Here is a 25,733-nt window from a genome sequence, read left to right on the forward strand (position 1 = left end):
CGGAAAAACGATGGCACATGATAGCAAAAGCCCCCGGGAAATCCACGGGGGCGGCAGGGAGAAAAACAATAAGACACGGATTTATTCGGCGGCGGCCAGCTTCATGCGCTTGCGACGCCAGCGCTTCCACAGCGGCGGCACCACCAGCACGGCGACAGCCAGCACCAGCAGCACTTTACAGATCAGGCTTTCCCACAGAATTGGCAGGTTGCCGTTGCTGATTGACAGCGCGCGGCGCAGGTTCTGCTCCAGCATTTCGCCCAGCACAAAGCCGAGAATCAGCGGCGACATCGGGAAATCCATCTTACGCAGGATATAGCCGAAAATGCCCAGCCCGACCATCAGCAGCAGGTCAAACGTAGTGCTGTGCACCGCATACACGCCCACCGCCGAAATCGCGGCAATTGCCGGTACCAGGAACCACAGCGGAATGGTCAGCATGCGTGCAAAGATGTTGATCATCGGAATGTTCATGATCAGCAGCATCACGTTACCGATCAGCAGCGCGGCGATCAGCCCCCAGACGATGTCCGGCTGCTCGGTAAACATCGCCGGACCGGGCGTGATGTTATACAGCGTCAGCGCGCCGACCATCACCGCCGTGGTGCCGGAGCCGGGAATGCCCAGCGTCAGCATCGGGATAAACGATCCGCACGCTGAGGCGTTGTTCGCCGCTTCCGGCGCTGCCACGCCGCGAATGTCGCCCTTGCCAAACTGATCGCTGCCGCTGATTTTCTTCTCACTCATATAGGCAATGGCGCTGGCGATGGTGGCGCCGGCACCCGGCAGCACGCCGACAAAGAAGCCAATGAACGAGGAGCGCAGCGTTGCGCCGGTAGCCTGCGCCGCTTCTTTCATGTTGAACAGCATGCGGCCGCTGGCGCGCACCATTTTCTGGCCGCTGCTGGTGGATTCCAGCATCAGCAGAATTTCGCTCACCGAGAACAGGCCGATGACCACCACCACAAACTGAATGCCGTCCGAGAGATGCACGCTGTCGAAGGTAAAGCGATAGACGCCGGTGTTGGCATCAACGCCCACCGTCGCCATGCCGAGGCCAATCAGCGCAGCAAGAAACGACTTCAGCGGATTGTGGCTCATCATGCTGCCGAGACAGGCAATCGCGAACACCATCAGCGCGAAGTACTCTGCCGGACCAAACGCCAGCGACCAGTTGGCGAGGATTGGCGCAAACAGAATGATGCCGATGATGGCGATGGTTGAGCCGATGAATGAGCTGACCGCCGAGATCGACAGCGCCACGCCGGCTTTGCCCTGCTGCGCCATCGGATAGCCATCCAGCGCGGTCATGATCGCGCCGGCATCCCCCGGCACGTTGAGCAGAATCGACGAGATGCGCCCGCCATATTCGCAGCCGATGTACACCGTTGCCAGCAGGATCAGCGCGGATTCCGCCGGTAAGTGCAGCGCAAACGCCAGCGGCATCAGGATCGCGACGCCGTTAATCGGCCCAAGCCCCGGCAGCAGGCCGACGATGGTGCCGATAAAGCAGCCAATCAGGGCGATCATCAGGTTTTCCGGCGTCATGGCGACGGCGAAACCCTGCATCAGAAAAGACCAGGTATCCATAATTGACTCCTGTTAACTGAACCAGCTGCCGACCGGCAGCGTAACATCCAGCAGACGATCGAAGGCGTAAAACAGCGCCACACCCATTACCACACCGGAGAGGACGGCTGCCCACCAGCGTGCGCCAAACAGCATGCCGATGCCGAAGGTCAGCAGCGTGGTACACAGGGCAAAACCCAGCTTCTCAAACAGCCAGCCGTACACCATCAGCATTACGCACAGCGCCAGCAGCTTTTTCAGCGTTGCCGCCACCGGCCACTGTACGGCGTCCGGCTTGCGCAGCAGCATCATCACCGCGCAGATCGCCATCAGGCCGAGCAGCAGCAGCGGGAAAGGACGCGGGCCAACCGGCTCGTAGCTGTACTCGCTTTGAATCTGCCAGCCGATAAACAGTCCGGCCAGGCACAGCACCAGCCACACCGCCGCAAAGATACGATCGCTCATCTGTGCCTCCGTTATTTCGCCAGGCCGAACGATTTCGCCTGTTCACGGTAATCTGCCACCTGTTTCTTGACGTAGGCGTCCAGCTCGCTACCAAACAGGTTGAACTCAAACAGGCCGCGCAGATCGCGCTGCTGCTGAAACTCTTTGGTGGTCACCAGTTTTTTAAACGTCTGTTCCCACCACTGATAATCGGCATCGCTGACTTTGGGGCCGAGGTAATAGCCGCGAATAATCGGCCACTCAACGTTAAAGCCTTGCTCTTTGGCGGTCGGGATGTCAGCCAGTTCGCCCGGCAGGCGTTTGTCGCTCATTACCGCCAGTACGCGCATCTTGCCGCCCTGCAGGTGCGGCACCATTTCACTCATGTCGCCTGATACCACCTGGATGTGGTTGCCGAGCAGCGCGGTAACCGGCTCGCCGCCGCCTTCAAACGCCACATAGCGCATTTTGCGCGGATCGATACCGGCTTCCCGTGCCAGCAGCGCGGTTTTCATCCAGTCCTGGCTGCCGATGGAGGCACCAGCGCCGACCACCACTTTAGTCGGATCCTGTTTCATCGCCTCCAGCAGTTCGCCCAGCGTTTTCCACGGCGCGTCAGCGCGCACGGCGACCATGCCGTAGTCCGTACCAATGGCCGCCAGCCACTTCACGTCATCCACTGAGTAACGACCAAACTTGCCCTGTGACAGGTTCAGCAGCGACCCGCCGGAGAAGGCCACCAGCGTGCCTGCTTCGGCGGGCCGCTGCGCAATGATGGCGTTATATGCCACGGCACCGACGCCGCCCGGCATGTAGGTGACGCGCATCGGCGTGGTGATCTGCCCGGTTTCCTGCAGGGAAACCTGGATCAGTTTACAGGTCAGATCAAAACCGCCGCCGGGTTTGGCCGGGGCGATACATTCGGTACGCTCGGGTGCTGCGGCCTGAGCCGCCGCGAGGGAAAAAGCCAGCAGGGTTGTGGCAAAGGCGGTGCGCATTGTTTTTTTCATCTGTCGCTCCATTGTTTCTTCCAGAGTGTGATTGCCACCGAACATTCGGGGTTGCTGAATTGTTAAAACAGCAACCTTTCATTTACCTTTCAGCCATCGGCAAAACTAACAGGATGTGATATGCGTCTCTTACTGGTGGAAGATACCGTCGAGCTGGCCAACTGGCTGCAGAAAGCGCTGACGCAAAAAGGCTTCGCCGTGGACTGGGTGGCCGACGGCGTGGCGGCGGATCATGTGTTGCAGAGTGAGGATTATGCGCTGGTGGTACTGGATGTGTCGCTGCCGCGGCTCGATGGCCTGGCGGTGCTGGCGCGCCTGCGCAAGCGCGGACAACGCGTGCCGGTGCTGCTGCTGACCGCACAGAGCGCGCTGCAACAGCGCGTGCAGGGGCTGAATGCGGGCGCCGATGATTACCTCACCAAGCCGTTTGAGCTGGACGAGCTGGACGCGCGGCTGCGCGCGCTGCTGCGCCGCAGTCAGGGCCAGGCCACGCAGACGCAAAGCCTCGGCCAGCTGGAGCGCGATGCGGAAGGCTATTTCCTGCTGAATCACAAGCCGCTGCCGCTGACGCCGCGCGAGGCCAGCGTGCTGTCGACGCTGATGCAGCGCCCGGGAAGGCCGGTGTCGCGCCAGCATCTGTACGAGCAAACGTTCACGCTGGCGGATGAGGCCAGCCCGGAGAGCATTGAGCTGTATGTGCATCGGGTGCGTAAAAAGCTGGCGGGCAGCGACGTGGCGATCGTCACATTGCGCGGCCTCGGTTACAGCCTGGAGTGCCAGCCGTGCGACTGATCCACTCGCTGCGCGGTGAACTGCTGGCGTGGCTGGGCGCGCCGCTGCTGCTGCTGTGGGGATTGTCGGTCTACACCCATTATCAGAGCGCGCTGCAGGCGGCGAATCAGGCTTACGATCGCTCGCTGCTGGCCTCGGCGCGCACCGTGGCCGAGCGGCTGGTGGTGCGTCATCAACGCCTGGAGGTGGATGTGCCCTGGGTGGTGCTGGACAGCTTTGAGCGCAACATGAACGATCAGCTGTTCTATCAGGTGATTTCGCCCGAAGGTCGCACGCTGTCCGGCTACCCGGATTTACCGCTGGTGCCGGGCAACGCGCCGCTGTCCGATGTCTATCCGGCGCTGGTGCACTTCTACGATGCGCACTACCGCAAGCAGCCGATTCGCGTGGCCGCGCTGTGGCAGCCGGTGAACGAGGAAGGCGTACAGGGCATGGCGCTGGTGCTGGTGGCGGAAACGCTTAACTCACGCCACGCCTTTGCCGACAGTCTGCTGCGCACCGCGCTGATCAGCCAGAGTTTTCTGGTGCTGATCACGCTGCTGCTGGCCGGGCTGCTGCTGCGTAAAGTGCTGCGCCCGCTGCGCCGGCTATCGCGCATGATGCTGCGCCGCGCGCCGGGAGAACTGACACCGCTGCCGTCGCTGCTGCCGTGGTCAGAACTGCAGCCGCTGATCATCGCCTTCAACCGCCATCTGGAGCGGCTGCGCGGACTGCTGGCGCGGCAGGAGCGTTTTAGCGCCGATGTGTCTCACCAGTTGCGCACGCCGCTCACCATCCTGAAAACCCAGGTCGGCGTCGCGCTCAGCAGCGACGATCCGCAACAGTGGCGTGAAAGCCTGCAGGGCATGCGTCATACGCTGGATGACACCGTCCAGCTCACCGATCGCCTGCTGCAGCTGGCGCAAATTAAGGCGCGCCACGGCGAAGATAAGCCCTTCAGTAAGGTCAATCTCAGCGACATCGTGCAGCAGGCCTGTTTCAGCGGCTATGCGGCGGCGCGGCGTAAACAGATCGATCTGGGTTTTGAAGAGCAGGCGGCGAGCCAGGTGCAGGGCGATGCGCTGCTGCTGGCCGAGCTGTGCGCCAACCTGCTGGATAACGCCATCAAATACACGCCGCACGGCGGCACGGTGACCGCGCGGCTGCGGCAAAAGGTGCTGGAAATTGAAGACAGCGGGCCGGGCATCGCGGCGGATCAGCAGCGGCAGGCGCTGCAGCCGTTTGGCCGGCTCGATCACGACAGCCAGCCCGGCGCGGGCATTGGACTGGCGCTGGTGCAGGATATCTGCGCCTGGCACGGCGCGCAGCTGCAGCTGGACCGCAGCCCGCAGCTGGGCGGACTGCGGGTGACGGTTAGCTTTCGCTGATCGGCGGAGCCATCACGCGCGCTTTACGCAGCGGAGTTTTCAGCCGCTGCGCCAGAATCACCCCGACCAGCGTCAGACCGCCGCCAATCCAGTGGTAAGCATGCAACTGTTCGTGCAGGAACAGCACGGCAATGATGGCGGTAAACACCGGCACGAAGTTCATGAAAATACTGGTGGTGCTGGCGCCGAGGCGCTGCACGCCAAGGATCCACAGGAACGGCGCCACAATCGAGGCAAACAGCCCGGCGAACAGCACCAGCGGAATATTGTCGGCGTTCAGCGCCACCTCCGGCGCGTGCCAGAAGCCGGGCAGCAGCAACAGCACGCCGAAGAAGATTTGCACGTACAGGCTTTGCCACGTCGGCAGCGGGATTGCCCAGCGCTTCGTCAGTACGCCGTACAGCGCGTAGGAGGTTGAGGCCGCCAGCATCATCAGCTCGCCGTTGCCGAGGCGCTGGCTGAGCAGCTGCGCCGGATTGCCGGCGCTCACCAGCCACACCAGCCCGGCAAACGACAGCAGGCCGCCAATCAGAATACCGCGCGTCGGTGCAAGGCGCAGTACCACCAGGCTTAGCAGGATGGTCAGCAGCGGAATGGTGGCGCCGAGAATCCCCATCATCACCGCCGAAACGCTGTGTGCCGCATAATAGGCGAGGCTCTGGTACAGCACCATGCCGAGCAGGCCCAGCACCAGTAAGCGCCACAGCTGGGTTTTGATGGTGTGACGATGGCGCCATACGCCAGGCAGGCAGAAGGGCGTAAGCACCAGCAGCGCCAGCAACCAGCGGTAAAAAGAGATGGCAGCAGGATCGATGCTGCCGGCAGACAGCTTGCTGACGATGGTGTTGATCGACCAGATCAGCACCGCCACCAGCGGTAACAATAAGTTCATAGTACGGCTCCAAATGTAAATCGCGACTAGCTTACGTTTGACCGGTTTAAAGCAGATAGTTAAAATCGGACAAAATTCGTTAGTGACCGGACAGAATGAATCTTCAGGTTGAGTATCAGCCACCGCGCGACGCGCCGCTGCTGCGTTTTTTCATGCGCTATGAGCAAACCAACGCCAAAACCGAATACCTGCCGCATCAGCACGACTGGGGCCAGGCGATATTTGTCACCAGCCACGTGCTGGAGATGGAAGTGGAAGGCGAGCGGCTGCTGACGCCGGCCGAAATGCCGATCTGGATCCCGCCGGGCCAGCGCCACAGCAGCTACAACCACTGTCAGGCGCAGTTTCGCACCTTCAACCTTGCCGCTGATTTATGCGCCGGCATGCCGGAAAAAGCCTGCCTGCTGAGCGTGGATGCCATCGTGCACGCCATCATGAATGATTTTGCCCGCCGCGCGCTGGAGCAGCCGCAGAGCGACGCCGACTGGCGGCTGTGCGAAGTGCTGATTGATCGGCTGCGTCTTGCACCGGTGAACACCAGCTATCTGCCGATGTCCGACGATAAATTCCTCGCGCCGATTCTGCGCGCGCTGGAAGAGAACCCGGGTGATAACACCACGCTGGCACAATGGGCGAAGCGCGTGTTTACCACTGAGCGTACGCTGGCGCGGCGCTGTCAGCAGCAGTTGCAGATGTCATTCAGCGAGTGGCGCCAGCGTTTACGTTTCCTGCGCGCAATCGCGCTGCTGGAGCAGGGCTGCAGCGTGCAGGGCATCGCCCACGAGCTGGGCTACAGCTCCGCCTCCGCGCTGATCGTGATGTTTCAGCAGCAGGCTGGCACCACGCCGGATCGCTATCGCAGTCGGTTAGGTTAATCCCCGGCTTTGTGCCATGATATGCCCCGTTTATTTCAAGCAGACAGGACCGCCGCCGTGAAAATTCTCGTCGATGAAAATATGCCCTACGCCCGTGAACTGTTCAGCCGCACCGGAGAGGTGGTGGCGGTGCCGGGCCGCCCGCTGCCGGCAGCCGAACTGCAGGATGCCAGCGCGCTGATGGTGCGCTCCGTCACCAAAGTGGATGCCGCGCTGCTGGCCGGCACGCCGGTGAAGTTTGTCGGCACCGCCACTGCCGGCACCGATCATGTCGATGATGCCTCGCTGGCGGCGGCCGGGATCGGCTTCTCGGCCGCGCCGGGCTGTAACGCGATTGCGGTGGTGGAATATGTGTTCTCCGCGCTGCTGCTGCTGGCCGAACGCGACGGCTTTGATCTGCGCGATCGCACCGTGGGCATCGTCGGCGTCGGTAATGTGGGCGGACGGCTGGCTAAACGCCTCGCCGCGTGGGGAGTAAAAACCCTGCTGTGCGATCCGCCGCGCGCCGATCGCGGCGATGACGAAGATTTCCACTCGCTCGACGCGCTGGTGGCCCAGGCCGATATCCTGACCTTTCACACGCCGCTGTTTAAAGACGGCCGCTACAAAAGCTGGCATCTGGCGGATGCCGCGCTGCTGATGGCGCTGCGCCCCAACACCATTCTGATCAATGCCTGCCGGGGTCCGGTGGTGGATAACGCCGCGCTGCTGGAGGTGCTCCGGTTGCGTAACGATCTCAGCGTGGTGCTGGACGTGTGGGAACCGGAGCCGGATCTCAACCTCGATCTGCTGGACAAGGTCGATATCGCCACCGCGCATATCGCCGGTTATACCCTTGAAGGGAAAGCGCGCGGCACCACTCAGGTGTTTGAGGCGTGGAGCAAATTTATTGGTCAGCCGCAGCAGGTGGCGCTGGACACGCTGCTGCCGCGCCCCGAATTTGACACCCTTACGCTGCACGGCAAGCTCGATCAGCCGACGCTGAAACGCCTGGTGCATCTGGTGTATGATGTGCGCCGCGACGATGCGCCGCTGCGCAAAGTGGCCGCGCAGCCGGGCGAATTTGATCGCCTGCGCAAGCAGTATGTCGAGCGCCGCGAGTGGTCTTCGCTGCAGGTGATCTGTGATGAGGCGGAGAGCGCGGCACTGCTCAATCAGCTTGGCTTCAGCGCCACGCTGCAGGCGAATCACTAATCTCTGATTTTTCTGAATTAATGGGCGATGCATGTCATCGCCTCTCTTTTTTATGTCATTGTCTGGAGTAAACCAACATGTCTGACGGCTGGAATATTGCGCTACTGGGCGCGACAGGCGCAGTGGGGAACGCTGTACTGGAACTGCTGGCGGAACGCCAGTTCCCGGTTGGTGAGTTGTATCTGCTGGCGAGTGAAAACAGCGCCGGTGAAAGCGTGCGTTTTGACGGCCGCTCGCTGCGCGTGCAGGACGCGGCGGAATTTGACTGGTCGCAGGCGCAGCTGGCGTTCTTTACCGCCGGTCGCGAGGCGTCGGCGCGTTATGCCGAAGAAGCCGCCAGCCAGGGTTGCCTGGTAATCGACAGCAGCGACCTGTTCGCGCTGGAGCCGGACGTGCCGCTGGTGGTGCCGGATGTCAATCCACAGGTGCTGGCGGATTACCGTAATCGCAACATCATTACCGTGGCCGATGCGCTGGTGAGCCAGCTGTTAAGCGCCATCAAACCGCTGGTGGATACCGCCGGTTTAGGCCGTCTGCAGGTGACCAACCTGGTGTCGGTCTCCAGCCACGGTAAAGCAGCAGTTGATGGACTGGCCGGTGAGAGCGCGCGGCTGCTGAACGGCGTACCGGCCGATGAGCACTATTTTGGCCGCCAGCTGGCGTTCAACCTGCTGCCGCAGCAGGCGGACAGTGCCGGCAGCGTGGCGAGCGAGCGCCGACTGGTCGATCAGGTGCGTAAAGTGCTGCAGGACGAAGGATTACCGATTGCGGTGAGCAGCGTGCAGGCGCCGGTGTTCTACGGCAACGCGCAGATCGTCTATATCGAAAACCTGCGGCCGCTGTCGGCGGAGGAAGCGCGTGACGAACTGGCGCGCGCCGACGATATCAGCCTGAGCGACGACGGTGATTACCCGACGCCGGTCAGCGACGCCTCCGGCAGTGAAGCCCTGAGCATCGGCAGCGTGCGCAACGACTACGGCATCCCGGAGCTGCTGCAGTTCTGGTCGGTGGCCGACAACATCCGCTTCGGCGGCGCGCTGATGGCGGTGAAAACCGCAGAGAAGCTGGTGCAGCAGGAGTATCTGTATTAATGCTGGAAGACGCGACCCCGTTTAAGTTGGCGCTTGGCATTGAATATGACGGCAGCCGTTACTACGGCTGGCAGCGCCAGAATGAAGTACGCAGCGTGCAGGAAAAGCTGGAAAAAGCGCTGGCGAAAGTGGCCAATCACCCGGTAAACGTGTTCTGCGCCGGACGCACCGACGCGGGCGTGCACGGCACCGGCCAGGTGGTGCATTTTGAGACCACCTCCTCACGTGCCGACAGCGCCTGGACGCTGGGCGTGAACGCCAACCTGCCGGACGATATTGCGGTGCGCTGGGTGAAAGCGGTGCCGGAAACCTTTCACGCGCGCTTCAGCGCCACCGCGCGCCGTTATCGCTACGTGATTTACAACCAGCGGCTGCGCCCGGCAATTCTCGGCAACGGCATTACCCATTTTTACCATCCGCTGGATGCGGAAAAGATGCACCGCGCCGCTCAGGCTTTACTGGGTGAGAACGATTTTACCTCGTTCCGTGCGGTGCAGTGCCAGTCGCGCACGCCGTGGCGCAACGTGATGCATCTCAACGTCACGCGCCTGGGGCCGTACGTGATTGTGGATATCAAAGCCAACGCCTTTGTGCATCACATGGTGCGCAATATCGTCGGCAGTCTGCTGGAGATTGGCTGCGGCAATCAGCCGGAAACGTGGATGGCCACGCTGCTGGCGGCAAAAGATCGCACGCTGGCGGCGGCAACGGCGAAAGCCGAAGGGCTGTATCTGGTGGCGGTGGATTACCCTGCTCAGTTTGCGTTACCTCAGCCTGCGCTGGGACCGTTGTTCCTCGCGGATTCATTTTAATCGGAAAGTGTCAGGGAGTTAGCTGTTATGGAGTTTATCCACTTTATCGTCGATTTCATTCTGCACATTGACGTGCATCTGGCCGAGCTGGTGGCGCAGTACGGCATCTGGATTTACGCCATTTTGTTCCTGATTCTGTTCTGTGAAACCGGGCTGGTGGTTACGCCGTTCCTGCCGGGTGATTCGCTGCTGTTCGTCGCCGGTGCGCTGGCGGCGCTGCCGGGCAACGACCTCAACGTGCACCTGATGGTGACGCTGCTGGTGATTGCCGCCATTCTCGGCGACGCGGTTAACTACACCATTGGCCGGCTGTTTGGCGAGAAGCTGTTCAGTAACCCGAACTCGAAAATTTTCCGCCGCAGCTACCTCGACAAAACCCACGCGTTTTACGATCGCCACGGCGGCAAAACCATTATACTTGCGCGCTTTGTGCCAATCGTGCGAACCTTTGCCCCCTTTGTGGCGGGAATGGGACACATGTCTTATCGCCACTTCGCGCTCTTTAACGTGACAGGCGCGCTGCTGTGGGTGCTGCTATTCTCCTATGCCGGTTACCTGTTTGGTGACCTGCCGGTGGTGCAGGAAAACCTTAAGTTGCTGATTGTTGGCATCATCATTGTCTCGGTACTGCCAGGCGTGATTGAAGTGTGGCGTCACCGCCGCCAGGCGCGTCAGCACAAGTCGCAGTAAGCCTGTTACCAGATTTTTATCCACAGCGTGAACGGGTTGTGGTTTAATGAGCGACATTTACGGCCTGCTGAAGGTGATTTCAGCAGTAACGACAAGACTGGACCAGGTCAGCATTAAACAGAAAGGTCATCAATGAGCTGGATTGAACGCATACTGAATAAAAGCACTACCACGCCTTCGCGCAAAGCCAGCATCCCGGAAGGGGTGTGGACCAAATGCGATAGCTGTGGTCAGGTGCTGTACCGCGCCGAGCTGGAGCGCAACCTTGAAGTCTGCCCGAAGTGCGACCACCACATGCGTATGCACGCGCGCGAGCGTCTGCATAGCCTGATGGATGAAGGTTCGATGACAGAGCTGGGTAGCGAGCTGGAACCGAAAGACCTGCTCAAGTTCCGCGACTCGAAGAAGTACAAAGATCGTCTGGTTGCGGCACAGAAAGAGACCGGCGAGAAAGATGCGCTGGTGGTAATGAAAGGCCAGCTGCACGGTATGCCGGTGGTGGCTGCCGCGTTTGAGTTCTCCTTTATGGGCGGCTCAATGGGCTCGGTGGTCGGCGCCCGTTTCGTGCGTGCGGTTGAGCAGGCGCTGGAAGACAACTGCCCGCTGATCTGCTTCTCCGCCTCTGGTGGTGCGCGTATGCAGGAAGCGCTGCAGTCGCTGATGCAGATGGCGAAAACCAGTGCGGCGCTGGCAAAAATGCAGGAGCGCGGTCTGCCGTATATTTCGGTACTGACTGACCCGACCATGGGTGGCGTCTCCGCCAGCTTCGCGATGTTGGGCGATTTGAACGTCGCAGAGCCAAAAGCGCTGATCGGCTTTGCCGGCCCACGCGTGATTGAACAGACGGTACGTGAAAAGCTGCCGCCGGGCTTCCAGCGCAGTGAGTTCCTGATCGAAAAAGGCGCGATCGACATGATCATCCGTCGTCCGGAAATGCGCTTTAAGCTGGCCAGCCTGCTGGCGAAAATGATGAACCTGCCGGCACCGCTGCAGGATGGTGATCGCCCGACTGCGGCTGAGCCGGAGAGCAACGAAGCCTGACAGGCAACCGAAAGGTGCAGAGTGATGCGCCTTTTTATTCATGCACCACATCGTAAAGAGCTAACAGGGCACATGGACACTCTTCACCTCCCGCAAGCCACGTCGCCTCTGGCCACGTGGCTTCATTATCTTGAGCATCTGCATTCTCAGGCTATCGATCTGGGCCTGGACCGTATTCAGCGCGTCGCCGCACGCCTCGACCTGCTAAAACCCGCTCCGTTTGTCTTCACCGTCGCCGGCACCAACGGCAAAGGCACCACCTGCCGTACGCTGGAAACCCTGCTGATGGCCGCAGGCTATCGCGTTGGCGTCTACAGCTCGCCGCATCTGGTGCGTTACACCGAACGCGTGCGCGTGCAGGGTGCTGAGCTGGATGAAGCCCGGCACAGCGCCAGCTTTGCCGCCATTGAGGCCGGACGCGGCGATATTTCGCTCACCTACTTTGAGTTTGGCACGCTGTCCGCGCTCAATCTGTTCCGTGAAGCGCAGCTGGATGTCGTGATTCTGGAAGTGGGGCTGGGCGGCCGGCTGGATGCGACAAACATTGTCGACGCCGACGTGGCGGTGATCACCAGCATTGCGCTGGACCACACCGACTGGCTGGGGCCTGATCGCGCCAGCATCGGCCGCGAGAAGGCCGGCGTATTCCGCGGCGGTAAACCGGCGGTGGTCGGCGAGGCTGATATGCCCGACACCATTGCCCAGGTGGCCGCGGAGAAGGGCGCGCAGCTGTTACAAATTAACCGCGACTGGCAGTGGCAGCGCGAGGGCGACAGCTGGACGCTGCAGGATGCCCAGGGTGAACTGCGCGATCTGCCGCTGCCCCAGGTGCCGCTCCCCAATGCGGCCACCGCCATTGCGGCGCTGCGCGCTTCCGGCCTGACGGTGAGCGAGGCGCTGATTCGTCAGCATCTGCCGCTGGCGATTCTGCCGGGACGTTTCCAGACGGTCAGCACCGCGCCGCGCGTGATCCTTGATGTGGCACACAATCCGCATGCGGCTTATTATCTGGCTTCACGTCTCGCTGAGCTGCCGGCACACGGCACGGTGCATGCGGTGGTTGGCATGTTGCACGACAAGGATATCGCCGGGACGCTGGCTGCGCTGGCACCGCAGGTCAACCGCTGGTACTGCGCGCCGCTCGACGGCCCGCGCGGGGCGTCCGCTGATGAGCTGATGGCGCATCTGCAGGGCGGCAGCGCCTGGCAGAGCGTTGAAGCCGCGTGGCAGGCGGCGCGGCAGCAGGCTCAGCCCGACGATGTGATTCTGGTGTGCGGCTCGTTCCACACCGTGGCGCAGGTAATGCAATCGATGGCAGCGGAGAACGGCAGTGGCAAGTAAGTTTCAGAATCGTTTAGTGGGCACGGTGATTCTGGTGGCGATTGGCGTCATCGTGTTGCCGGGTCTGCTGGACGGTAAGAAAAAGCATTATAAAGAGGAGTTCGCGGCGATTCCGCTGGTGCCAAAGCCTGACGATCAGCAGGACAGCGAAATGGTGCCGCCGGTGACGCAGCCGCTGCCGTCGCAGCCGCCGGAAGGGGCAAGCGCGGCGCAGCAGGCGCCCGCCAGCAGCGCAACGCAGAGCAGTGCCGCCAGCGGCAGCACGCAGCCAGCGCAAAACAGCCAGCCCAGCGTCGTGACGCCGCCGCCGGTGCACCAGCAGCAGAAACCGGCAGAGCAGGTGAAGCCGAAGCCGGTGGAGCAGCCGAAGCCTAAACCGGTGGAGCAGCCGAAACCGAAGCCGGCAGAACAACCGAAAGCGACAGAACAGCCAAAAACTACAGAGCAACCTAAAGCGGCGGAAACGCCGAAGCAGAGCGAACCGGCCGCGCCAGCAGGACAGGCGTATGTGGTACAGCTCGGCGCGCTGAAGAACGCCGCCAAAGTGAATGAGATCGTGGCGCAGCTGCGGCTCTCCGGCTATCGCGCCTTTACCGTGCCGTCGACGCCGGTGCAGGGGCAGATCACCCGTATTTACGTGGGGCCGGATGCGTCCAAAGCGAAACTGCAGGGCGCACTCGGCGAGCTGAAAGGCATCTCCGGCCTCGGCGGCGTTGTGAAGCCGTACAGCACACGCTGATCAACTGATAAGCCGCGCCGATAGCAGAAACAGGCGCGGCTTTTGGCGTGTTTTTTAGCGAAGCGTTACTGAAAATTTATGGAATATCAGCAGGTTAAATGGCTGACATCAACAAGGGCGAGGAAAGTTTTTTTCATCGCCCTTTTTCTCGGGACAGAACCGGAAAACCCTACGCAAACGTTTTCTTTTTCTGTTAGAATGCGCCCCGAACTGGATGCAGGGGTGCAAATGCACTGTACTGGAAGCGTTCATGATCTGGATTGATTACGTCATTATTGCGGTAGTTGGTTTTTCGGCTCTGGTCAGCCTGATTCGCGGGTTTGTCCGGGAAGCCTTATCTCTTGTTACCTGGGGATGCGCGTTTTTTGTCGCCAGTCATTACTACGCCTACCTTGCAGTCTGGTTTACAGGTTTTGACGACGAACTGGTTCGCAACGGCATCGCCATCGCGGTGTTATTCGTTGCCACCCTGATTGTGGGTGCCATCGTGAACTATGTGATCGGCTCGCTGGTTGAGAAAACCGGCTTGTCGGGAACCGACAGGGTGTTGGGGGTCTGTTTCGGGGCGTTGCGTGGCGTGCTGATTGTATCCGCCATTCTCTTCTTCCTTGATACATTCACCGGCTTTTCAAAAAGTCCGGACTGGCAACAGTCTCAACTCATTCCCCAGTTCAGTTACATCATCAGGTGGTTTTTCGATTACCTGAAAAGCACGTCGAGTTTTTTACCCCGGTAACACCGGGAGTGCGGCTAATGAGGAAATGACAACATGTGCGGTATTGTTGGTATCACCGGTTTTATGCCAGTAAACCAGTCGATCTATGACGCGTTAACGGTGCTGCAGCACCGCGGGCAGGATGCCGCCGGCATTTGTACCATCGATGCGCTGAACTGCTTCCGTCTGCGTAAGGCCAATGGCCTGGTCAGCGACGTGTTTGAAGCGCGCCACATGCAGCGTTTGCAGGGAAATATGGGTATCGGCCACGTGCGTTATCCGACTGCCGGCAGCTCCAGCGCCTCTGAAGCGCAGCCCTTCTACGTGAACTCGCCGTACGGCATCACGCTGGCTCACAACGGTAACCTGACCAACGCCCATGAACTGCGCAAGCAGCTGTTCGAAGTCGGTCGCCGTCATGTGAATACCACCTCAGATTCCGAAATCCTGCTCAACATCTTTGCTCAGGAGCTGGATCGTTTTCAGCACTATCCGCTGGAAGCTGACAACATTTTTGCTGCCGTGGCGGCGGTGCATCAGCAGGTGCGCGGTGCTTACGCCGTGGTGGCGATGATTATCGGTCACGGCATGGTTGCGTTCCGCGATCCTAACGGTATCCGTCCGCTGGTACTGGGCAAGCGTGAGCTGGCCGATGGCCGCACCGAATACATGGTGGCCTCAGAGAGCGTGGCGCTGGATACGCTCGGCTTCGAATTTATTCGTGACGTTGCGCCAGGCGAAGCGGTGTACATCACCGAGCAGGGGCAGCTCTCGACGCGCCAGTGCGCAGAGAACCCGAAAAGCAATCCGTGCCTGTTCGAGTACGTTTACTTTGCGCGTCCGGACTCGTTCCTCGACAAGATCTCCGTCTACAGCGCACGCGTGCGCATGGGCACCAAGCTGGGCGAGAAAATTGCCCGCGAGTGGGAAGATCTCGATATTGACGTGGTGATCCCGATTCCGGAAACCTCGACCGATACCGCGCTGGAGATCGCCCGTATTCTTGATAAGCCGTACCGCCAGGGTTTTGTGAAAAACCGCTACGTGGGCCGTACCTTTATTATGCCGGGCCAGCAGCTGCGCCGCAGTGCGGTGCGCCGTAAGCTCAACGCCAACCGCGCTGAGTTCCGCGATAAAAACGTGCTATTGGTGGATGACTCGATTGTGCGCGGCACCACCTCTGAGCAGATTATCGAGATGGCGCGTGAAGCGGGCGCGAAACGCGTCTATCTGGCGTCGGCGGCACCGGAAATTCGCTTCCCTAACGTCTACGGCATCGATATGCCGAGCGCTACCGAGCTGATTGCGCACGGCCGTGAAGTGGAAGAGATTCGTCAGCTGATTAAAGCCGATGCGCTGATTTTCCAGGATCTGCAGGATCTGATCGACGCGGTGCGTGAAGAGAACCCGGATATTGCCCAGTTCGAATGCTCAGTGTTCAACGGCATCTACGTCACCAAAGACGTTGATCTGCAGTATCTGGAATATCTGCAGTCGCTGCGTAACGACGATGCCAAAGCGATTGCGCGTCAGAACGAAGTGGAGAACCTGGAACTGCATAACGAAGGTTAAGGTCAGTCTCAGGCAGACGAAACAGGGCGGGCGCAATCCCGCCCTGTTTGTTTTTGTATTTATGGCGGCGGAGCGGCTATTATTGGCGCACTCTTTTGCAGCAAGGCTGAATTATGAAACGACTCATCATTGGTATTTCCGGCGCCAGCGGCGCGATCTACGGCGTGCGTATGCTGCAGGTGCTGCAACCGTTAGCCGAAGTGGAAACCCATCTGGTGATGAGCCCGGCGGCGCGGCAAACGCTGGCGCTGGAGACCGATTACAGCCTGCGTGACGTGCAGGCGCTGGCCGATGTGGTGCACGATGTGCGCGATATCGCCGCCAGCATCTCGTCCGGCTCGTTCAAAACGCTGGGTATGGCAATTCTGCCGTGTTCCATGAAGACCCTGTCCGGCATTGTGCACAGCTACAGCGACAGTCTGCTGACGCGCGCCGCCGACGTGGTGCTGAAAGAGCAGCGCCGGCTGGTGCTGTGCGTGCGGGAAACCCCACTGCATCTCGGTCATCTGCGCATGATGACCACGGCCGCCGAACTCGGCGCGCTGATTATGCCGCCGGTGCCGGCGTTTTATCACCGCCCGCAGCGCATCGACGATTTGATTGATCAGACGGTCAACCGCGTGCTGGACCAGTTTGATATCGAGCTGCCGGAAGATCTGTTTACCCGCTGGCAGGGTGCATGATGGTGCAATAATGCACTGAATGCGTGCAAAAGCGCGGGGCCGATCACTGTTCGTGCATCTTGTGCACCAAAAGTTAACAATCTCACTTTTTCTTCCTCACACCGCTGTTATATTTCCCTCACAAACTAAGTGCTTGCGTCCCAGATGGACGCGGTATTTAGTGCGCCTGCGCACAGTTTCGCCGATTTGCACAACTGGCATGAAACCTGCAAAACATTCAGCGCAAACACATCACGCACCACATAACAATAAGCACTTCACTTGAGGGTTACCTATGAAAAAGCGAGTTCTGGCTCTTTCTCTGATGCTGGCTATGTCCGGCGCTGCGAGCGTGTTCGCAGCGGTACCGCAGTCGCTGCGCATCGGGACCGATCCAACTTACCCGCCGTTTGAGTCCAAGAACGCGCAGGGCCAGCTGGTTGGCTTTGATATCGACCTGGCCAACGAGATCTGTAAGCGTATCAAGACCAAATGTACTTATGTGGAAAGTGATTTCGATGCGCTGATCCCGTCGCTGAAAGCGAAGAAGATCGACGCCATCATCTCTTCACTCTCGATCACCGAGAAACGTCAGGAAGAGATCGCCTTCTCGGAAAAACTGTATGCAGCGAACGCGCGTTTAGTGGCGCCGAAGGGGTCTAAACTGCAGCCGACCATTGAGTCGCTGAAGGGCAAGAACATCGGCCTGCTGCAGGGCACCACGCAGGAAACCTACGCCAATGAATACTGGCGTCCAAAAGGGGTGACCGTCACGCCGTATGCCAACCAGGATCTGGTGTATCAGGACCTGAACGCTGGCCGTATTGATGCGGCGTTCCAGGATGAAGTGCAGGCGAGCGAAGGCTTCCTTAAGCAGCCGGTCGGGAAAAACTACGCGTTCGCCGGTCCTGCGGTGAAAGATGACAAAATCTTTGGCGTCGGCACCGGTATGGGCCTGCGTAAAGATGACGCCGATCTGAAAGCTGCCATTGACAAAGCCTTTAACGACATGCGCAAAGACGGTACCTACGACAAGATTGCGAAGAAGTACTTTGATTTCAACGTTTACGGCGATTAAGACTCCTGTTCCTGAACGGGTGTATTGAGTCACGCTAACGTGGGTCATAACTATTCACTCCGGGCGCTTACTTATGTAAACTCCCGGAGTTCATACGCTTGCCACCATCCTTCCGTGATTCACATCCTGGTCAGGACTGTCCGTGTGTTGTTGGACAGCGTTTGTTTATTTCCCTCACGACAGGATCGAACCCATGTTTTATGGCTATTCTGAAGTAATTCTCAAAGGCACGCTGGTGACCCTTGAGCTGGCGCTCAGCTCGGTGGTACTGGCCGTGGTGCTGGGCCTGATAGGGGCCGGCGCCAAACTCTCCCGCAATCGCCCGCTGGCGATGATTTTTGAAGGCTACACCACGCTCATCCGTGGCGTGCCCGACCTGGTGCTGATGCTGCTGATCTTTTACGGTCTGCAGATTGCCCTCAACGCCGTAACCGATGCGCTCGGCATGGCGCAGTTTGATATCGACCCGATGGTGGCCGGTATTATTACGCTCGGCTTCATCTACGGTGCTTACTTCACTGAAACCTTCCGTGGCGCGTTTCTCGCGGTGCCGAAAGGGCAGATTGAAGCCGCCACCGCCTTCGGCTTTACCGGCTCGCAAACTTTCCGTCGCATTCTGTTCCCGGCGATGATGCGCTTTGCGCTGCCCGGCATCGGCAACAACTGGCAGGTGATCCTCAAAGCCACCGCGCTGGTGTCGCTGCTCGGCCTTGAAGATGTGGTAAAAGCCACGCAGCTGGCTGGCAAAAGTACCTGGCAACCGTTCTACTTCGCGATTGTTGCCGGGGTGATTTATCTGGTGTTTACCACGCTGTCCAACGGCGTGCTGTGGTGGCTTGAACGCCGCTACTCGGTAGGGGTGAAAAGGGCAGAGTTATGATCGAGATTATTCAGGAGTACTGGAAACAACTGCTCTGGACCGACGGTTACCGTTTTACCGGCGTGGCCATCACGCTGTGGCTGCTGATTCTTTCCGTGGTAATTGGCGGCAGCCTTGCGGTGCTGCTGGCCATCGCGCGCGTGTCGCCAAATCGCTATATCTCCACGCCGGTGTGGCTGTTTACCTATGTGTTTCGCGGCACGCCGCTGTATGTGCAGCTGCTGGTGTTCTATTCCGGCATGTACACGCTGGAGGTGGTGAAAGGCTCCGAGCTGCTGAACGCCTTCTTCCGCAGCGGCCTGAACTGTACGCTGCTGGCATTTACCCTGAACACCTGTGCTTATACCACCGAGATTTTTGCCGGTGCCATTCGCGCCGTGCCACACGGTGAAATCGAAGCCGCGCGCGCCTATGGTTTCTCGCCGTTTAAACTTTACCGCTGCATCATTCTGCCGTCGGCGCTGCGCACCGCGCTGCCCGCCTACAGCAATGAAGTGATTCTGATGCTGCACTCCACCGCGCTGGCGTTCACCGCCACCGTGCCGGATTTGCTAAAAATCGCGCGCGATATCAACTCGGCGACCTATCAGCCGTTCACCGCGTTCGGCATCGCTGCGGTGCTGTACCTGATTATCTCTTACGTGCTGATTAGCCTGTTCCGCCTTGCGGAGCGCCGCTTCCTCGCGCATGTGAAACCCTCTTCGTCGCACTGAGTATGACTATGGCTGAAAATAAATTAAGCGTTACCGAACTGCATAAGCGTTACGGTGAACATGAAGTTCTGAAGGGCGTGTCGCTGCAGGCCAACGCCGGCGATGTGATCAGCATTATTGGCTCGTCCGGTTCCGGGAAAAGTACCTTTTTACGCTGCATCAACTTCCTCGAAAAGCCGAGTGAAGGCACCATCGCGGTTAACAACGAGGCGATAAACCTGGTGCGCGACACCGATGGCCAGCTGAAAGTGGCCAACAAGGAGCAGCTGCGTTCGCTGCGTACCCGGCTGACCATGGTGTTCCAGCACTTTAATTTGTGGAGCCACATGACGGTGCTGGATAACGTCACTGAAGCACCGATTCAGGTGCTGGGGCTGAGCAAAGCCGAAGCGCGTGAGCGGGCAATTAAATACCTCGATAAAGTCGGTATTGATGCGCGCGCGCGTGCCAAATACCCGGTGCATCTGTCAGGCGGCCAGCAGCAGCGTGTCTCGATTGCCCGCGCGCTGGCGATGGAGCCGGAAGTGTTGCTGTTTGACGAACCGACCTCGGCGCTCGATCCGGAGCTGGTAGGCGAAGTGCTGCGCATCATGCAGAAGCTGGCCGAAGAGGGCAAAACCATGGTGGTAGTAACGCACGAGATGGAGTTCGCCCGTCACGTATCCAACCACGTGATTTTCCTGCATCAGGGCAAAATCGAAGAGCAGGGCGCGCCAGACGAACTGTTCGGCAACCCGAAAAGCCCGCGCCTGCAGCAGTTTTTGAAGGGATCGTTGAAATAGGTTTCTGAACCGTAGCGGCGCAATGTACTGCGCGTTTCCCGGCGATGCGGCGGACAAATCCACGCGATACAGCGCGCCGCGACGAATCACAGAAATTTTTAATTAATCATTCAGCAGTTTCAGCGCGGTGTCTTCATCCGTCACCAGCCCGGAGATCCAGCCGCCGTGCAGCGCGGCGTGAATCGCTGCGTATTTGCGCGCGCTGCCGGCAAAGCCGATGATATTGCGCTGCGTCTGGCTCTCCAGCAGCACGCTGGTCAGCAGCTCATCGGTTTCGCCGTACACCCGCTCTCCCTGCCGATTGAAAAAATGCCCCAGCATTTCACCTACCACGCCGCGCGCGTTGAGCGCTTCTACCTGCGCATCGGTGATAAAGCCTTCGGCATTGAGCGGGCAGCCCGGCATTACTTCGCCAATGCCGACAAACGCCACGTTCGCCTGTAGCGCACGCTGGGTGACGCGCTGATAGACCTGATGCTGCACCCACATCGTCTTATCCTGCGGCGTGTCAGCATACAGCGGCGCCGGAATGAAGAAATATTTGCCCTGCATCTTCTCCGCCATTTTCAGCGGTACGTCGTAGCGGGTACCGGAATCGTCACGCGCAATCGCGCCGATCATCGACACACACTGATGCTGTGGCCGTTCAACCCACGGCAGCGCATCAATCATTGAGCGCAGCGTTTTGCCGGAACCGATGCCAAACACCTGCGGCGTCTCTTCGTTGATAAACTGCGCCATCACCGCCGCGCCTTCCACCGCCAGCATTTGCTGAATCGCCTCATCATCCAGCCCGGCTGACGGCACCACGCGGCACAGCGTCAGGCCAAACTTTTGTTCGATCTCGCGCGCCAGATGCAGGCAGTGCGTGACCGGATGGTCGATCTTCACGCTGACCATGCCCATTTCACGCGCGCTGGAGACCAGCCGCTGCGCCACCTGCCGCGATAAGCCCAGCGCGCGCGCAATCTCCTGCTGCGTGACGCCCGCCACGTAATACATCCACGCTGCCCGCGCCGCCAGCTCCTGCTTCTTCTCTTCTCTGCTCATCGCCTTGTTCCGTCAAACTCCGATACGCCAGTTTATCGCGTCTTGCCCCTGAAGCGTTAACTGAGCAAAAGCCCTAAAAAAGAGCAAAAGTATTAAATGTGATGGATCTCGCAGAACGATCGCCCCGGCGGCGACTATGCTACGCCTCATCGGGCAAATGCCCTCAATTGTGGCAAATGTTTATTTCGAGGCGACTATGACGACGAAATCAGTGTGGATGCATATCGGCGCAGGCTCTTTTCACCGCGCGCATCAGGCGTGGTATCTGCACCAGCTGCGCCAGCAGGGCGATGACAGCTGGAGCATCGCGCTCGGCAACATCCGCGGCGATGCGGTAGCGCTGCTCAACCAGCTGCAGGCGCAAAACGGCGAGTACGTGCTGGAAACCGTGACGCCGGAGGGCGAGCGCGCGTATGAAACCATCACTTCGCTGCGCACCATTCTGCCGTGGGACGCGGAGATCAGTGCGCTGGTGGCACAGGGCGCCAGCGCTGAGACAAAAGTGATCGGTTTTACCGTGACCGAAGCCGGTTATTACCTGACGCCGGCGCATGAGCTCGATCTCAGCCAGGCGGATATCCAGGCCGATCTCCGTGGTGAGGCGCGCACTATTTACGGCGCGCTGACCCGCATTCTGCGCCAGCGCGTGGCCAGCGGCGGTGCGCCGGTCACGCTGCTCAACTGCGACAACCTGCGTCACAACGGCGAACGTTTCCGTCACGGCATGCTGGCGTTTCTCGCCGCGCAGGGCGACAGTGCGCTGGCCAGCTGGGTGCGCGATAACACCACTTCGCCAAACACCATGGTGGATCGCATCACGCCGCGCCCCACGCCGGATGTCGCCGAACGCGTCAAAGCGGCCACCGGCAAAGACGATGGCGCGGCGGTGATGGCGGAATCGTTTATCCAGTGGGTGATTGAGGATGATTTCATCGCCGGACGCCCGGCGCTGGAAAAGGTGGGCGTGGAGCTGGTGGCGTCGGTGCTGCCGTGGGAAGAGGCGAAAATCCGCATTCTCAATGCCACGCACGCAGCGATTGCCTGGGCCGGCACGCTCACCGGCCATGACTACATTGATGACAGCACGCGTCAGCCTGCGATTTATCAGCTGGCGTATGACTACATCACGCAGGACGTGATCCCGTCGCTGTCGCCCAGCCCGCTCGATCTGGCGGATTATCGCGACGTGGTGCTGGCGCGCTTTAGCAATCCCTATATCAAAGATACCAACCAGCGCGTTGGTGCCGATGGGCTATCGAAAATCCCCGGCATGGTGACGCCGACGCTGCGCGAATGCTATCAGCGCGGCGCAGAACCGACCGCTACCGCCGTGCTGCCGGCGCTGTTCTACCTGTTCCTGCAACGCTGGGCCAGCAACCAGCTGCCGTATGCGTATCCGGATGGCGTGCTCAATGCTGACGCGCTGCGCCAGCAGCTGAGCGGCGAGAATGCGCTACAAACCTTCCTCAGCGACCGCGCGCTGTTTGCCGAACTGGCCGATGACCGCGCTTTTCATGCGCTGGTGACGCGCAGCGTAGACGCCATTGAGCAGCAACTGCTGCAGCCGGCGACGGTGTAAGGAGCGCACAGCATGTATCTCGGCATTGATATTGGCACCTCAGAACTCAAAGCGCTGATCGTCAACCCGCAGGGCGAGATTGTGGCGTCGAATCACGCCACGCTCAGCGTGCAGCGCCCGCATCCGCACTGGGCGGAGCAGGACCCCGAGCGCTGGTGGCAGGCGTGTGGTCAGGCGATCGCCGGGCTGCGCCAGCAGGCACCGGACGCGTGGGCCGCGATTCGCGCCATCGGTCTCTCCGGTCAGATGCACGGCGCCGTGCTGCTGGATGCCGCCGGTGAGGTGCTGCGGCCGTGCATATTGTGGAACGACACGCGCAGCGCGGCGCAGTGTGATGCGCTGCGCCAGCACCATCCGCAGATGATGGAAATCGCCGCCAACCTGATTATGCCCGGCTTTACCGCGCCGAAACTGCACTGGGTGGCGGAACATGAGCCCGAAATCTTCCGCCGCATCGACAAGGTGTTGCTGCCCAAGGACTACCTGCGCTGGCGTCTGACCGGGCGCTTTGTCAGCGAGCCGTCGGACGCCGCCGGTACGCTGTGGCTCGACGTGGCGCAGCGCGACTGGTCTGACGCACTGCTGGCGATCAGCGGGCTGACGCGCGCACAGATGCCCGAACTGGTTGAGGGCAGCGCGGTCAGCGCCACGCTGCGCGCCGATCTGGCCAGCGAATGGGGCTTAGCCGCCACGGTGAGCGTGGCCGGCGGCGGCGGTGATAACGCCGCATCGGCGGTGGGCGTCGGTGCGGTTAATGCGGGCGATGCCTTTATCTCGCTCGGCACGTCGGGCGTGATTTTTGTGGTTAACGATCGGCTGCGTGCCGATCCGCAATCCGGCGTGCACGCTTTCTGCCATGCGCTGCCGGGACGCTGGCACCAGATGAGCGTGATGCTCAGCGCCGCCAGCTGTCTGCGCTGGCTGTGCAATCTGCTGTCGGTCACCGAAAGCCAGCTGATGGATGAGATGGCACAGCTCAGCGCGGAACAGCTGCGTCAGGCACCGCTGTTTCTGCCGTATCTCTCCGGCGAACGCACGCCGCATAACGATCCGCAGGCGACCGGGGCATTTTTCCATCTGCGCCACGAAACGCCGCGCGCGCTGCTCGGCTATGCGGTGATTGAGGGCGTAGCGTTTGGCCTGGCGGATGGTCTGGCGGTGCTGGGCGATACGCAGCAGCAGATTCAGCAGTGCAGCCTGACCGGCGGCGGTGCGCGCAGCACGCTGTGGGCGCAGCTGATTGCCGACGTGCTGCAGCTGCCGATAGTGACCCATCCGGCCAGCGCCTCCGGCGCGCTGGGTGCGGCACGGCTGGCGTGGCTGGCCGACGGCGGCAGTGAAGCCGACGTGTGCCTGAAGCCGCCGGTGCAGGCGCGCTATCAGCCCGATGCGGCGCGCGGGGCCGTGCTGCAGCAGCGGCTGCGCCTGTTCCGTGAACTCTATGTACAACAACAGCAGGCGCGCGCGTTGCTGCCTGCCTGATCGGATTAGCGAACGGAAGGAAGATTGTCATGCAATCGAACGCATACTGGTTTGGCTTACCGAAAAAGATGTTCTGGGGCTTTCTGGCCATCGCCATTTTCATGGCCGGCGACGGCTTCGAAATGGCGTTTCTCTCGCGCCACATCACTGACATGGGCTTTTCGCCGGCCCAGTCGGCGGTGGTGTTTACGTTTTACGGCCTGGCCGCCGCGCTGGCGGCGTGGGCCTCCGGCGTGGTGGCGGAGCTGATTACGCCGCAGCGCGCCATGATGATTGGCTTTGTGCTGTGGATCGTCATGCATGCGCTGTTTATGTCGCTGGGGCTTGGGCTGCGTAACTATCCGCTGATGGTGCTGTTCTACGGCATTCGCGGCCTGGCCTATCCGCTGTTTATCTACTCGTTCATGATGATGCTGGTGCAGGTGCTGCCGCGTGACAAACTGGCCGCCGCTACCGGCTGGTTCTGGGCGATGTACTCCGTGGGAATTGGCGTGGTGGGCAGCTATCTGCCGAGCCTGACCATCCCGATGCTGGGCGAAACCGGCACCTTATGGCTGGCGATTGTCTGGGTGGCGTGCGGCGGCGTGCTGGCCTACTTCAGCCTGCGCAACGTGCCGGTGGACCGTTCCCGCGTTAATCTGCCGCTGCGCGATAAGATGACGGAGATGTCGCGTGCCGTAACCATTCTGTTCACCAACCAGCATGTGTTTTATGCCTGCCTGATCCGCATCATCAATACGCTGTCGCTGTTCGGTTTTGCCATCATCATGCCGCTGCTGTTTGTCGATCGGCTCGGCTTTACCATCTCCGAATGGCTGCAGATTTGGGCGGTGTTTTTCTTCGTCACCATCTTTACCAATATTTTCTGGGGCATTACCGGTGAGAAGCTGGGCTGGATCCGTCAGGTGCGCTGGTTCGGCTGTCTCGGTATGGCGATCTCCAGCCTGGCGTTTTACTACCTGCCGCTGTATGCCGGGCATAACTTCTGGGTGGCGCTGATTCCGGCGATTATGCTGGGGATCTTTGTCGCTGCCTTTGTGCCGATGACCGCGGTGTTCCCGACGCTGGAACCGCATCATAAGGGCGCAGCGGTATCGATTTACAATCTGTCGGCCGGGCTGAGTAACTTTGTTGCCCCGGCGATTGCCTCGCTGCTGCTGCCGTTCTTCGATATCGTCGGGGTGGTGTGGGCCTATACCGCGCTCTACCTGTTCGCCGGCGTGCTGACCTTTATCATCCGCGTGCCGCAGCCGGGACACACGCGGGAAGCGTCAGCGGTGAAGTCGTCGGTGGTGCAGCAGCGCAGCTAAAGCTAAGTGTCAACCTGTCGCACCGGCAGCAAGGACTGCCGGTGCTGACACGG

25 protein-coding genes are annotated in these 25,733 nt (G+C 60.2%); 20 read left to right on the forward strand and 5 right to left on the reverse strand.

The annotated features are described in order from the left end of the window. Window positions 1–81: 81 nt before the first annotated feature. Genes AC6I8F_RS06400 through AC6I8F_RS06410 form a run of 3 tightly spaced genes read right to left on the reverse strand, consistent with a single transcriptional unit; the run spans window position 82 to window position 3,023 of the window. Window positions 82–1,590: a tripartite tricarboxylate transporter permease gene (locus AC6I8F_RS06400; RefSeq protein WP_058782030.1), complete on the reverse strand. Its 1,509-nt coding sequence runs from the start codon at window positions 1,588–1,590 to the stop codon at window positions 82–84. A gap of 12 nt (window positions 1,591–1,602) precedes the next feature. Then, on the reverse strand, window positions 1,603–2,034 hold the full coding sequence (locus AC6I8F_RS06405) for a tripartite tricarboxylate transporter TctB family protein (RefSeq protein WP_278427104.1): 432 nt from the start codon (window positions 2,032–2,034) through the stop codon (window positions 1,603–1,605). A gap of 11 nt (window positions 2,035–2,045) precedes the next feature. After that, complete coding sequence (locus tag AC6I8F_RS06410) at window positions 2,046–3,023, reverse strand: tripartite tricarboxylate transporter substrate binding protein (RefSeq protein ID WP_127834373.1); 978 nt, start codon at window positions 3,021–3,023, stop codon at window positions 2,046–2,048. A gap of 120 nt (window positions 3,024–3,143) precedes the next feature. Between AC6I8F_RS06410 and tctD the strand changes: the two genes are divergently transcribed. Both tctD and AC6I8F_RS06420 read left to right on the forward strand, forming a co-directional pair. Continuing rightward, window positions 3,144–3,815, forward strand: coding sequence for a transcriptional regulator TctD (tctD, locus tag AC6I8F_RS06415; protein ID WP_104093057.1), 672 nt, complete (start codon window positions 3,144–3,146; stop codon window positions 3,813–3,815). Next, window positions 3,806–5,182, forward strand: coding sequence for a sensor histidine kinase (locus tag AC6I8F_RS06420; RefSeq protein ID WP_498028641.1), 1,377 nt, complete (start codon window positions 3,806–3,808; stop codon window positions 5,180–5,182). The genes tctD and AC6I8F_RS06420 overlap by 10 nt, the downstream gene beginning before the upstream one ends. Here the strand turns inward: AC6I8F_RS06420 and AC6I8F_RS06425 are convergent. Next, a complete protein-coding gene (locus AC6I8F_RS06425; RefSeq protein ID WP_215480527.1) occupies window positions 5,169–6,074 on the reverse strand; it encodes a DMT family transporter in 906 nt (301 codons plus the stop codon). The two genes, AC6I8F_RS06420 and AC6I8F_RS06425, sit on opposite strands and share 14 nt — an antisense overlap. Window positions 6,075–6,169: 95 nt before the next feature. Here AC6I8F_RS06425 and AC6I8F_RS06430 point away from each other — a divergent pair, with 95 nt between their 5' ends. From AC6I8F_RS06430 to hisP, 15 genes are all read left to right on the forward strand, one after another. Beyond that, window positions 6,170–6,949 (forward strand): AraC family transcriptional regulator, encoded by a 780-nt coding sequence (locus tag AC6I8F_RS06430; RefSeq protein ID WP_021509174.1) that lies wholly within the window; start codon window positions 6,170–6,172, stop codon window positions 6,947–6,949. Window positions 6,950–7,006: 57 nt separating this feature from the next. After that, on the forward strand, window positions 7,007–8,143 hold the full coding sequence (pdxB, locus tag AC6I8F_RS06435) for a 4-phosphoerythronate dehydrogenase PdxB (protein WP_338670940.1): 1,137 nt from the start codon (window positions 7,007–7,009) through the stop codon (window positions 8,141–8,143). 77 nt (window positions 8,144–8,220) lie between these two features. After that, window positions 8,221–9,234, forward strand: coding sequence for an aspartate-semialdehyde dehydrogenase (locus tag AC6I8F_RS06440; protein ID WP_498028642.1), 1,014 nt, complete (start codon window positions 8,221–8,223; stop codon window positions 9,232–9,234). Then, window positions 9,234–10,046 (forward strand): tRNA pseudouridine(38-40) synthase TruA, encoded by an 813-nt coding sequence (gene truA, locus AC6I8F_RS06445; protein WP_264442512.1) that lies wholly within the window; start codon window positions 9,234–9,236, stop codon window positions 10,044–10,046. The genes AC6I8F_RS06440 and truA overlap by 1 nt, the downstream gene beginning before the upstream one ends. A 27-nt stretch (window positions 10,047–10,073) precedes the next feature. Then, complete coding sequence (locus tag AC6I8F_RS06450; protein ID WP_010617492.1) at window positions 10,074–10,736, forward strand: DedA family protein; 663 nt, start codon at window positions 10,074–10,076, stop codon at window positions 10,734–10,736. A gap of 132 nt (window positions 10,737–10,868) precedes the next feature. Further along, entirely contained in the window at window positions 10,869–11,777 is a 909-nt protein-coding gene (accD, locus tag AC6I8F_RS06455) for an acetyl-CoA carboxylase, carboxyltransferase subunit beta (RefSeq protein WP_021509178.1), read from the forward strand. A gap of 72 nt (window positions 11,778–11,849) precedes the next feature. After that, window positions 11,850–13,118: a bifunctional tetrahydrofolate synthase/dihydrofolate synthase gene (gene folC / locus AC6I8F_RS06460; protein WP_058758422.1), complete on the forward strand. Its 1,269-nt coding sequence runs from the start codon at window positions 11,850–11,852 to the stop codon at window positions 13,116–13,118. Further along, window positions 13,108–13,857 carry a cell division protein DedD gene (dedD, locus tag AC6I8F_RS06465; protein WP_058769894.1) on the forward strand — a complete coding sequence of 250 codons (750 nt, stop codon included), beginning with the start codon at window positions 13,108–13,110 and terminating at the stop codon, window positions 13,855–13,857. Before folC ends, dedD begins: the two co-directional genes overlap by 11 nt. Window positions 13,858–14,107: 250 nt before the next feature. After that, the gene (gene cvpA / locus AC6I8F_RS06470) at window positions 14,108–14,593 is read left to right on the forward strand and encodes a colicin V production protein (RefSeq protein WP_021509181.1); all 486 of its coding nucleotides are present in this window, start codon (window positions 14,108–14,110) and stop codon (window positions 14,591–14,593) included. Between the two features lie 33 nt (window positions 14,594–14,626). Beyond that, window positions 14,627–16,144, forward strand: a complete 1,518-nt coding sequence (gene purF / locus AC6I8F_RS06475) for an amidophosphoribosyltransferase (RefSeq protein WP_021509182.1) — start codon at window positions 14,627–14,629, stop codon at window positions 16,142–16,144. 113 nt (window positions 16,145–16,257) lie between these two features. After that, window positions 16,258–16,827 (forward strand): UbiX family flavin prenyltransferase, encoded by a 570-nt coding sequence (locus tag AC6I8F_RS06480; protein WP_058769895.1) that lies wholly within the window; start codon window positions 16,258–16,260, stop codon window positions 16,825–16,827. Between the two features lie 274 nt (window positions 16,828–17,101). Next, window positions 17,102–17,884 (forward strand): lysine/arginine/ornithine ABC transporter substrate-binding protein ArgT, encoded by a 783-nt coding sequence (gene argT / locus AC6I8F_RS06485; RefSeq protein WP_031280032.1) that lies wholly within the window; start codon window positions 17,102–17,104, stop codon window positions 17,882–17,884. 193 nt (window positions 17,885–18,077) lie between these two features. Beyond that, the gene (locus tag AC6I8F_RS06490; RefSeq protein ID WP_282996022.1) at window positions 18,078–18,764 is read left to right on the forward strand and encodes a histidine ABC transporter permease HisQ; all 687 of its coding nucleotides are present in this window, start codon (window positions 18,078–18,080) and stop codon (window positions 18,762–18,764) included. Beyond that, entirely contained in the window at window positions 18,761–19,477 is a 717-nt protein-coding gene (locus AC6I8F_RS06495; protein WP_021509186.1) for an ABC transporter permease, read from the forward strand. The genes AC6I8F_RS06490 and AC6I8F_RS06495 overlap by 4 nt, the downstream gene beginning before the upstream one ends. 8 nt (window positions 19,478–19,485) lie before the next feature. Continuing rightward, window positions 19,486–20,259 (forward strand): histidine ABC transporter ATP-binding protein HisP, encoded by a 774-nt coding sequence (gene hisP / locus AC6I8F_RS06500; RefSeq protein ID WP_058769896.1) that lies wholly within the window; start codon window positions 19,486–19,488, stop codon window positions 20,257–20,259. 102 nt (window positions 20,260–20,361) lie between these two features. Here hisP and AC6I8F_RS06505 read toward each other — a convergent pair whose 3' ends face one another. Continuing rightward, entirely contained in the window at window positions 20,362–21,309 is a 948-nt protein-coding gene (locus AC6I8F_RS06505) for a sugar-binding transcriptional regulator (protein WP_282996024.1), read from the reverse strand. A gap of 196 nt (window positions 21,310–21,505) precedes the next feature. Here AC6I8F_RS06505 and dalD point away from each other — a divergent pair, with 196 nt between their 5' ends. From dalD to AC6I8F_RS06520, 3 genes are read left to right on the forward strand one after another with little or no spacing between them, the layout of a single operon-like run. Continuing rightward, window positions 21,506–22,888, forward strand: coding sequence for a D-arabinitol 4-dehydrogenase (dalD, locus tag AC6I8F_RS06510; protein ID WP_498028643.1), 1,383 nt, complete (start codon window positions 21,506–21,508; stop codon window positions 22,886–22,888). Window positions 22,889–22,900: 12 nt separating this feature from the next. After that, window positions 22,901–24,370 carry a xylulokinase gene (gene xylB, locus AC6I8F_RS06515; protein WP_021509190.1) on the forward strand — a complete coding sequence of 490 codons (1,470 nt, stop codon included), beginning with the start codon at window positions 22,901–22,903 and terminating at the stop codon, window positions 24,368–24,370. Between the two features lie 29 nt (window positions 24,371–24,399). Then, window positions 24,400–25,680, forward strand: a complete 1,281-nt coding sequence (locus tag AC6I8F_RS06520; protein ID WP_021509191.1) for an MFS transporter — start codon at window positions 24,400–24,402, stop codon at window positions 25,678–25,680. Window positions 25,681–25,733: the final 53 nt, after the last annotated feature.

Source organism: gamma proteobacterium symbiont of Axiagastus rosmarus, from assembly GCF_059730925.1.

Excerpts from the sequence above, each read along its gene's own strand:
- argT (WP_031280032.1), top strand. The coding sequence starts at position 17,102 with ATGAAAAAGCGAGTTCTGGCTCTTTCTCTGATGCTGGCTATGTCCGGC.
- AC6I8F_RS06505 (WP_282996024.1), bottom strand. The coding sequence starts at position 21,309 with ATGAGCAGAGAAGAGAAGAAGCAGGAGCTGGCGGCGCGGGCAGCGTGG.
- purF (WP_021509182.1), top strand. The coding sequence starts at position 14,627 with ATGTGCGGTATTGTTGGTATCACCGGTTTTATGCCAGTAAACCAGTCG.
- folC (WP_058758422.1), top strand. The coding sequence starts at position 11,850 with ATGGACACTCTTCACCTCCCGCAAGCCACGTCGCCTCTGGCCACGTGG.
- hisP (WP_058769896.1), top strand. The coding sequence starts at position 19,486 with ATGGCTGAAAATAAATTAAGCGTTACCGAACTGCATAAGCGTTACGGT.
- AC6I8F_RS06450 (WP_010617492.1), top strand. The coding sequence starts at position 10,074 with ATGGAGTTTATCCACTTTATCGTCGATTTCATTCTGCACATTGACGTG.
- xylB (WP_021509190.1), top strand. The coding sequence starts at position 22,901 with ATGTATCTCGGCATTGATATTGGCACCTCAGAACTCAAAGCGCTGATC.
- AC6I8F_RS06440 (WP_498028642.1), top strand. The coding sequence starts at position 8,221 with ATGTCTGACGGCTGGAATATTGCGCTACTGGGCGCGACAGGCGCAGTG.
- AC6I8F_RS06405 (WP_278427104.1), bottom strand. The coding sequence starts at position 2,034 with ATGAGCGATCGTATCTTTGCGGCGGTGTGGCTGGTGCTGTGCCTGGCC.
- dalD (WP_498028643.1), top strand. The coding sequence starts at position 21,506 with ATGACGACGAAATCAGTGTGGATGCATATCGGCGCAGGCTCTTTTCAC.
- AC6I8F_RS06410 (WP_127834373.1), bottom strand. The coding sequence starts at position 3,023 with ATGAAAAAAACAATGCGCACCGCCTTTGCCACAACCCTGCTGGCTTTT.
- AC6I8F_RS06495 (WP_021509186.1), top strand. The coding sequence starts at position 18,761 with ATGATCGAGATTATTCAGGAGTACTGGAAACAACTGCTCTGGACCGAC.
- AC6I8F_RS06425 (WP_215480527.1), bottom strand. The coding sequence starts at position 6,074 with ATGAACTTATTGTTACCGCTGGTGGCGGTGCTGATCTGGTCGATCAAC.
- cvpA (WP_021509181.1), top strand. The coding sequence starts at position 14,108 with ATGATCTGGATTGATTACGTCATTATTGCGGTAGTTGGTTTTTCGGCT.
- AC6I8F_RS06480 (WP_058769895.1), top strand. The coding sequence starts at position 16,258 with ATGAAACGACTCATCATTGGTATTTCCGGCGCCAGCGGCGCGATCTAC.
- accD (WP_021509178.1), top strand. The coding sequence starts at position 10,869 with ATGAGCTGGATTGAACGCATACTGAATAAAAGCACTACCACGCCTTCG.
- AC6I8F_RS06400 (WP_058782030.1), bottom strand. The coding sequence starts at position 1,590 with ATGGATACCTGGTCTTTTCTGATGCAGGGTTTCGCCGTCGCCATGACG.
- AC6I8F_RS06490 (WP_282996022.1), top strand. The coding sequence starts at position 18,078 with ATGTTTTATGGCTATTCTGAAGTAATTCTCAAAGGCACGCTGGTGACC.
- AC6I8F_RS06430 (WP_021509174.1), top strand. The coding sequence starts at position 6,170 with ATGAATCTTCAGGTTGAGTATCAGCCACCGCGCGACGCGCCGCTGCTG.
- tctD (WP_104093057.1), top strand. The coding sequence starts at position 3,144 with ATGCGTCTCTTACTGGTGGAAGATACCGTCGAGCTGGCCAACTGGCTG.
- truA (WP_264442512.1), top strand. The coding sequence starts at position 9,234 with ATGCTGGAAGACGCGACCCCGTTTAAGTTGGCGCTTGGCATTGAATAT.
- AC6I8F_RS06520 (WP_021509191.1), top strand. The coding sequence starts at position 24,400 with ATGCAATCGAACGCATACTGGTTTGGCTTACCGAAAAAGATGTTCTGG.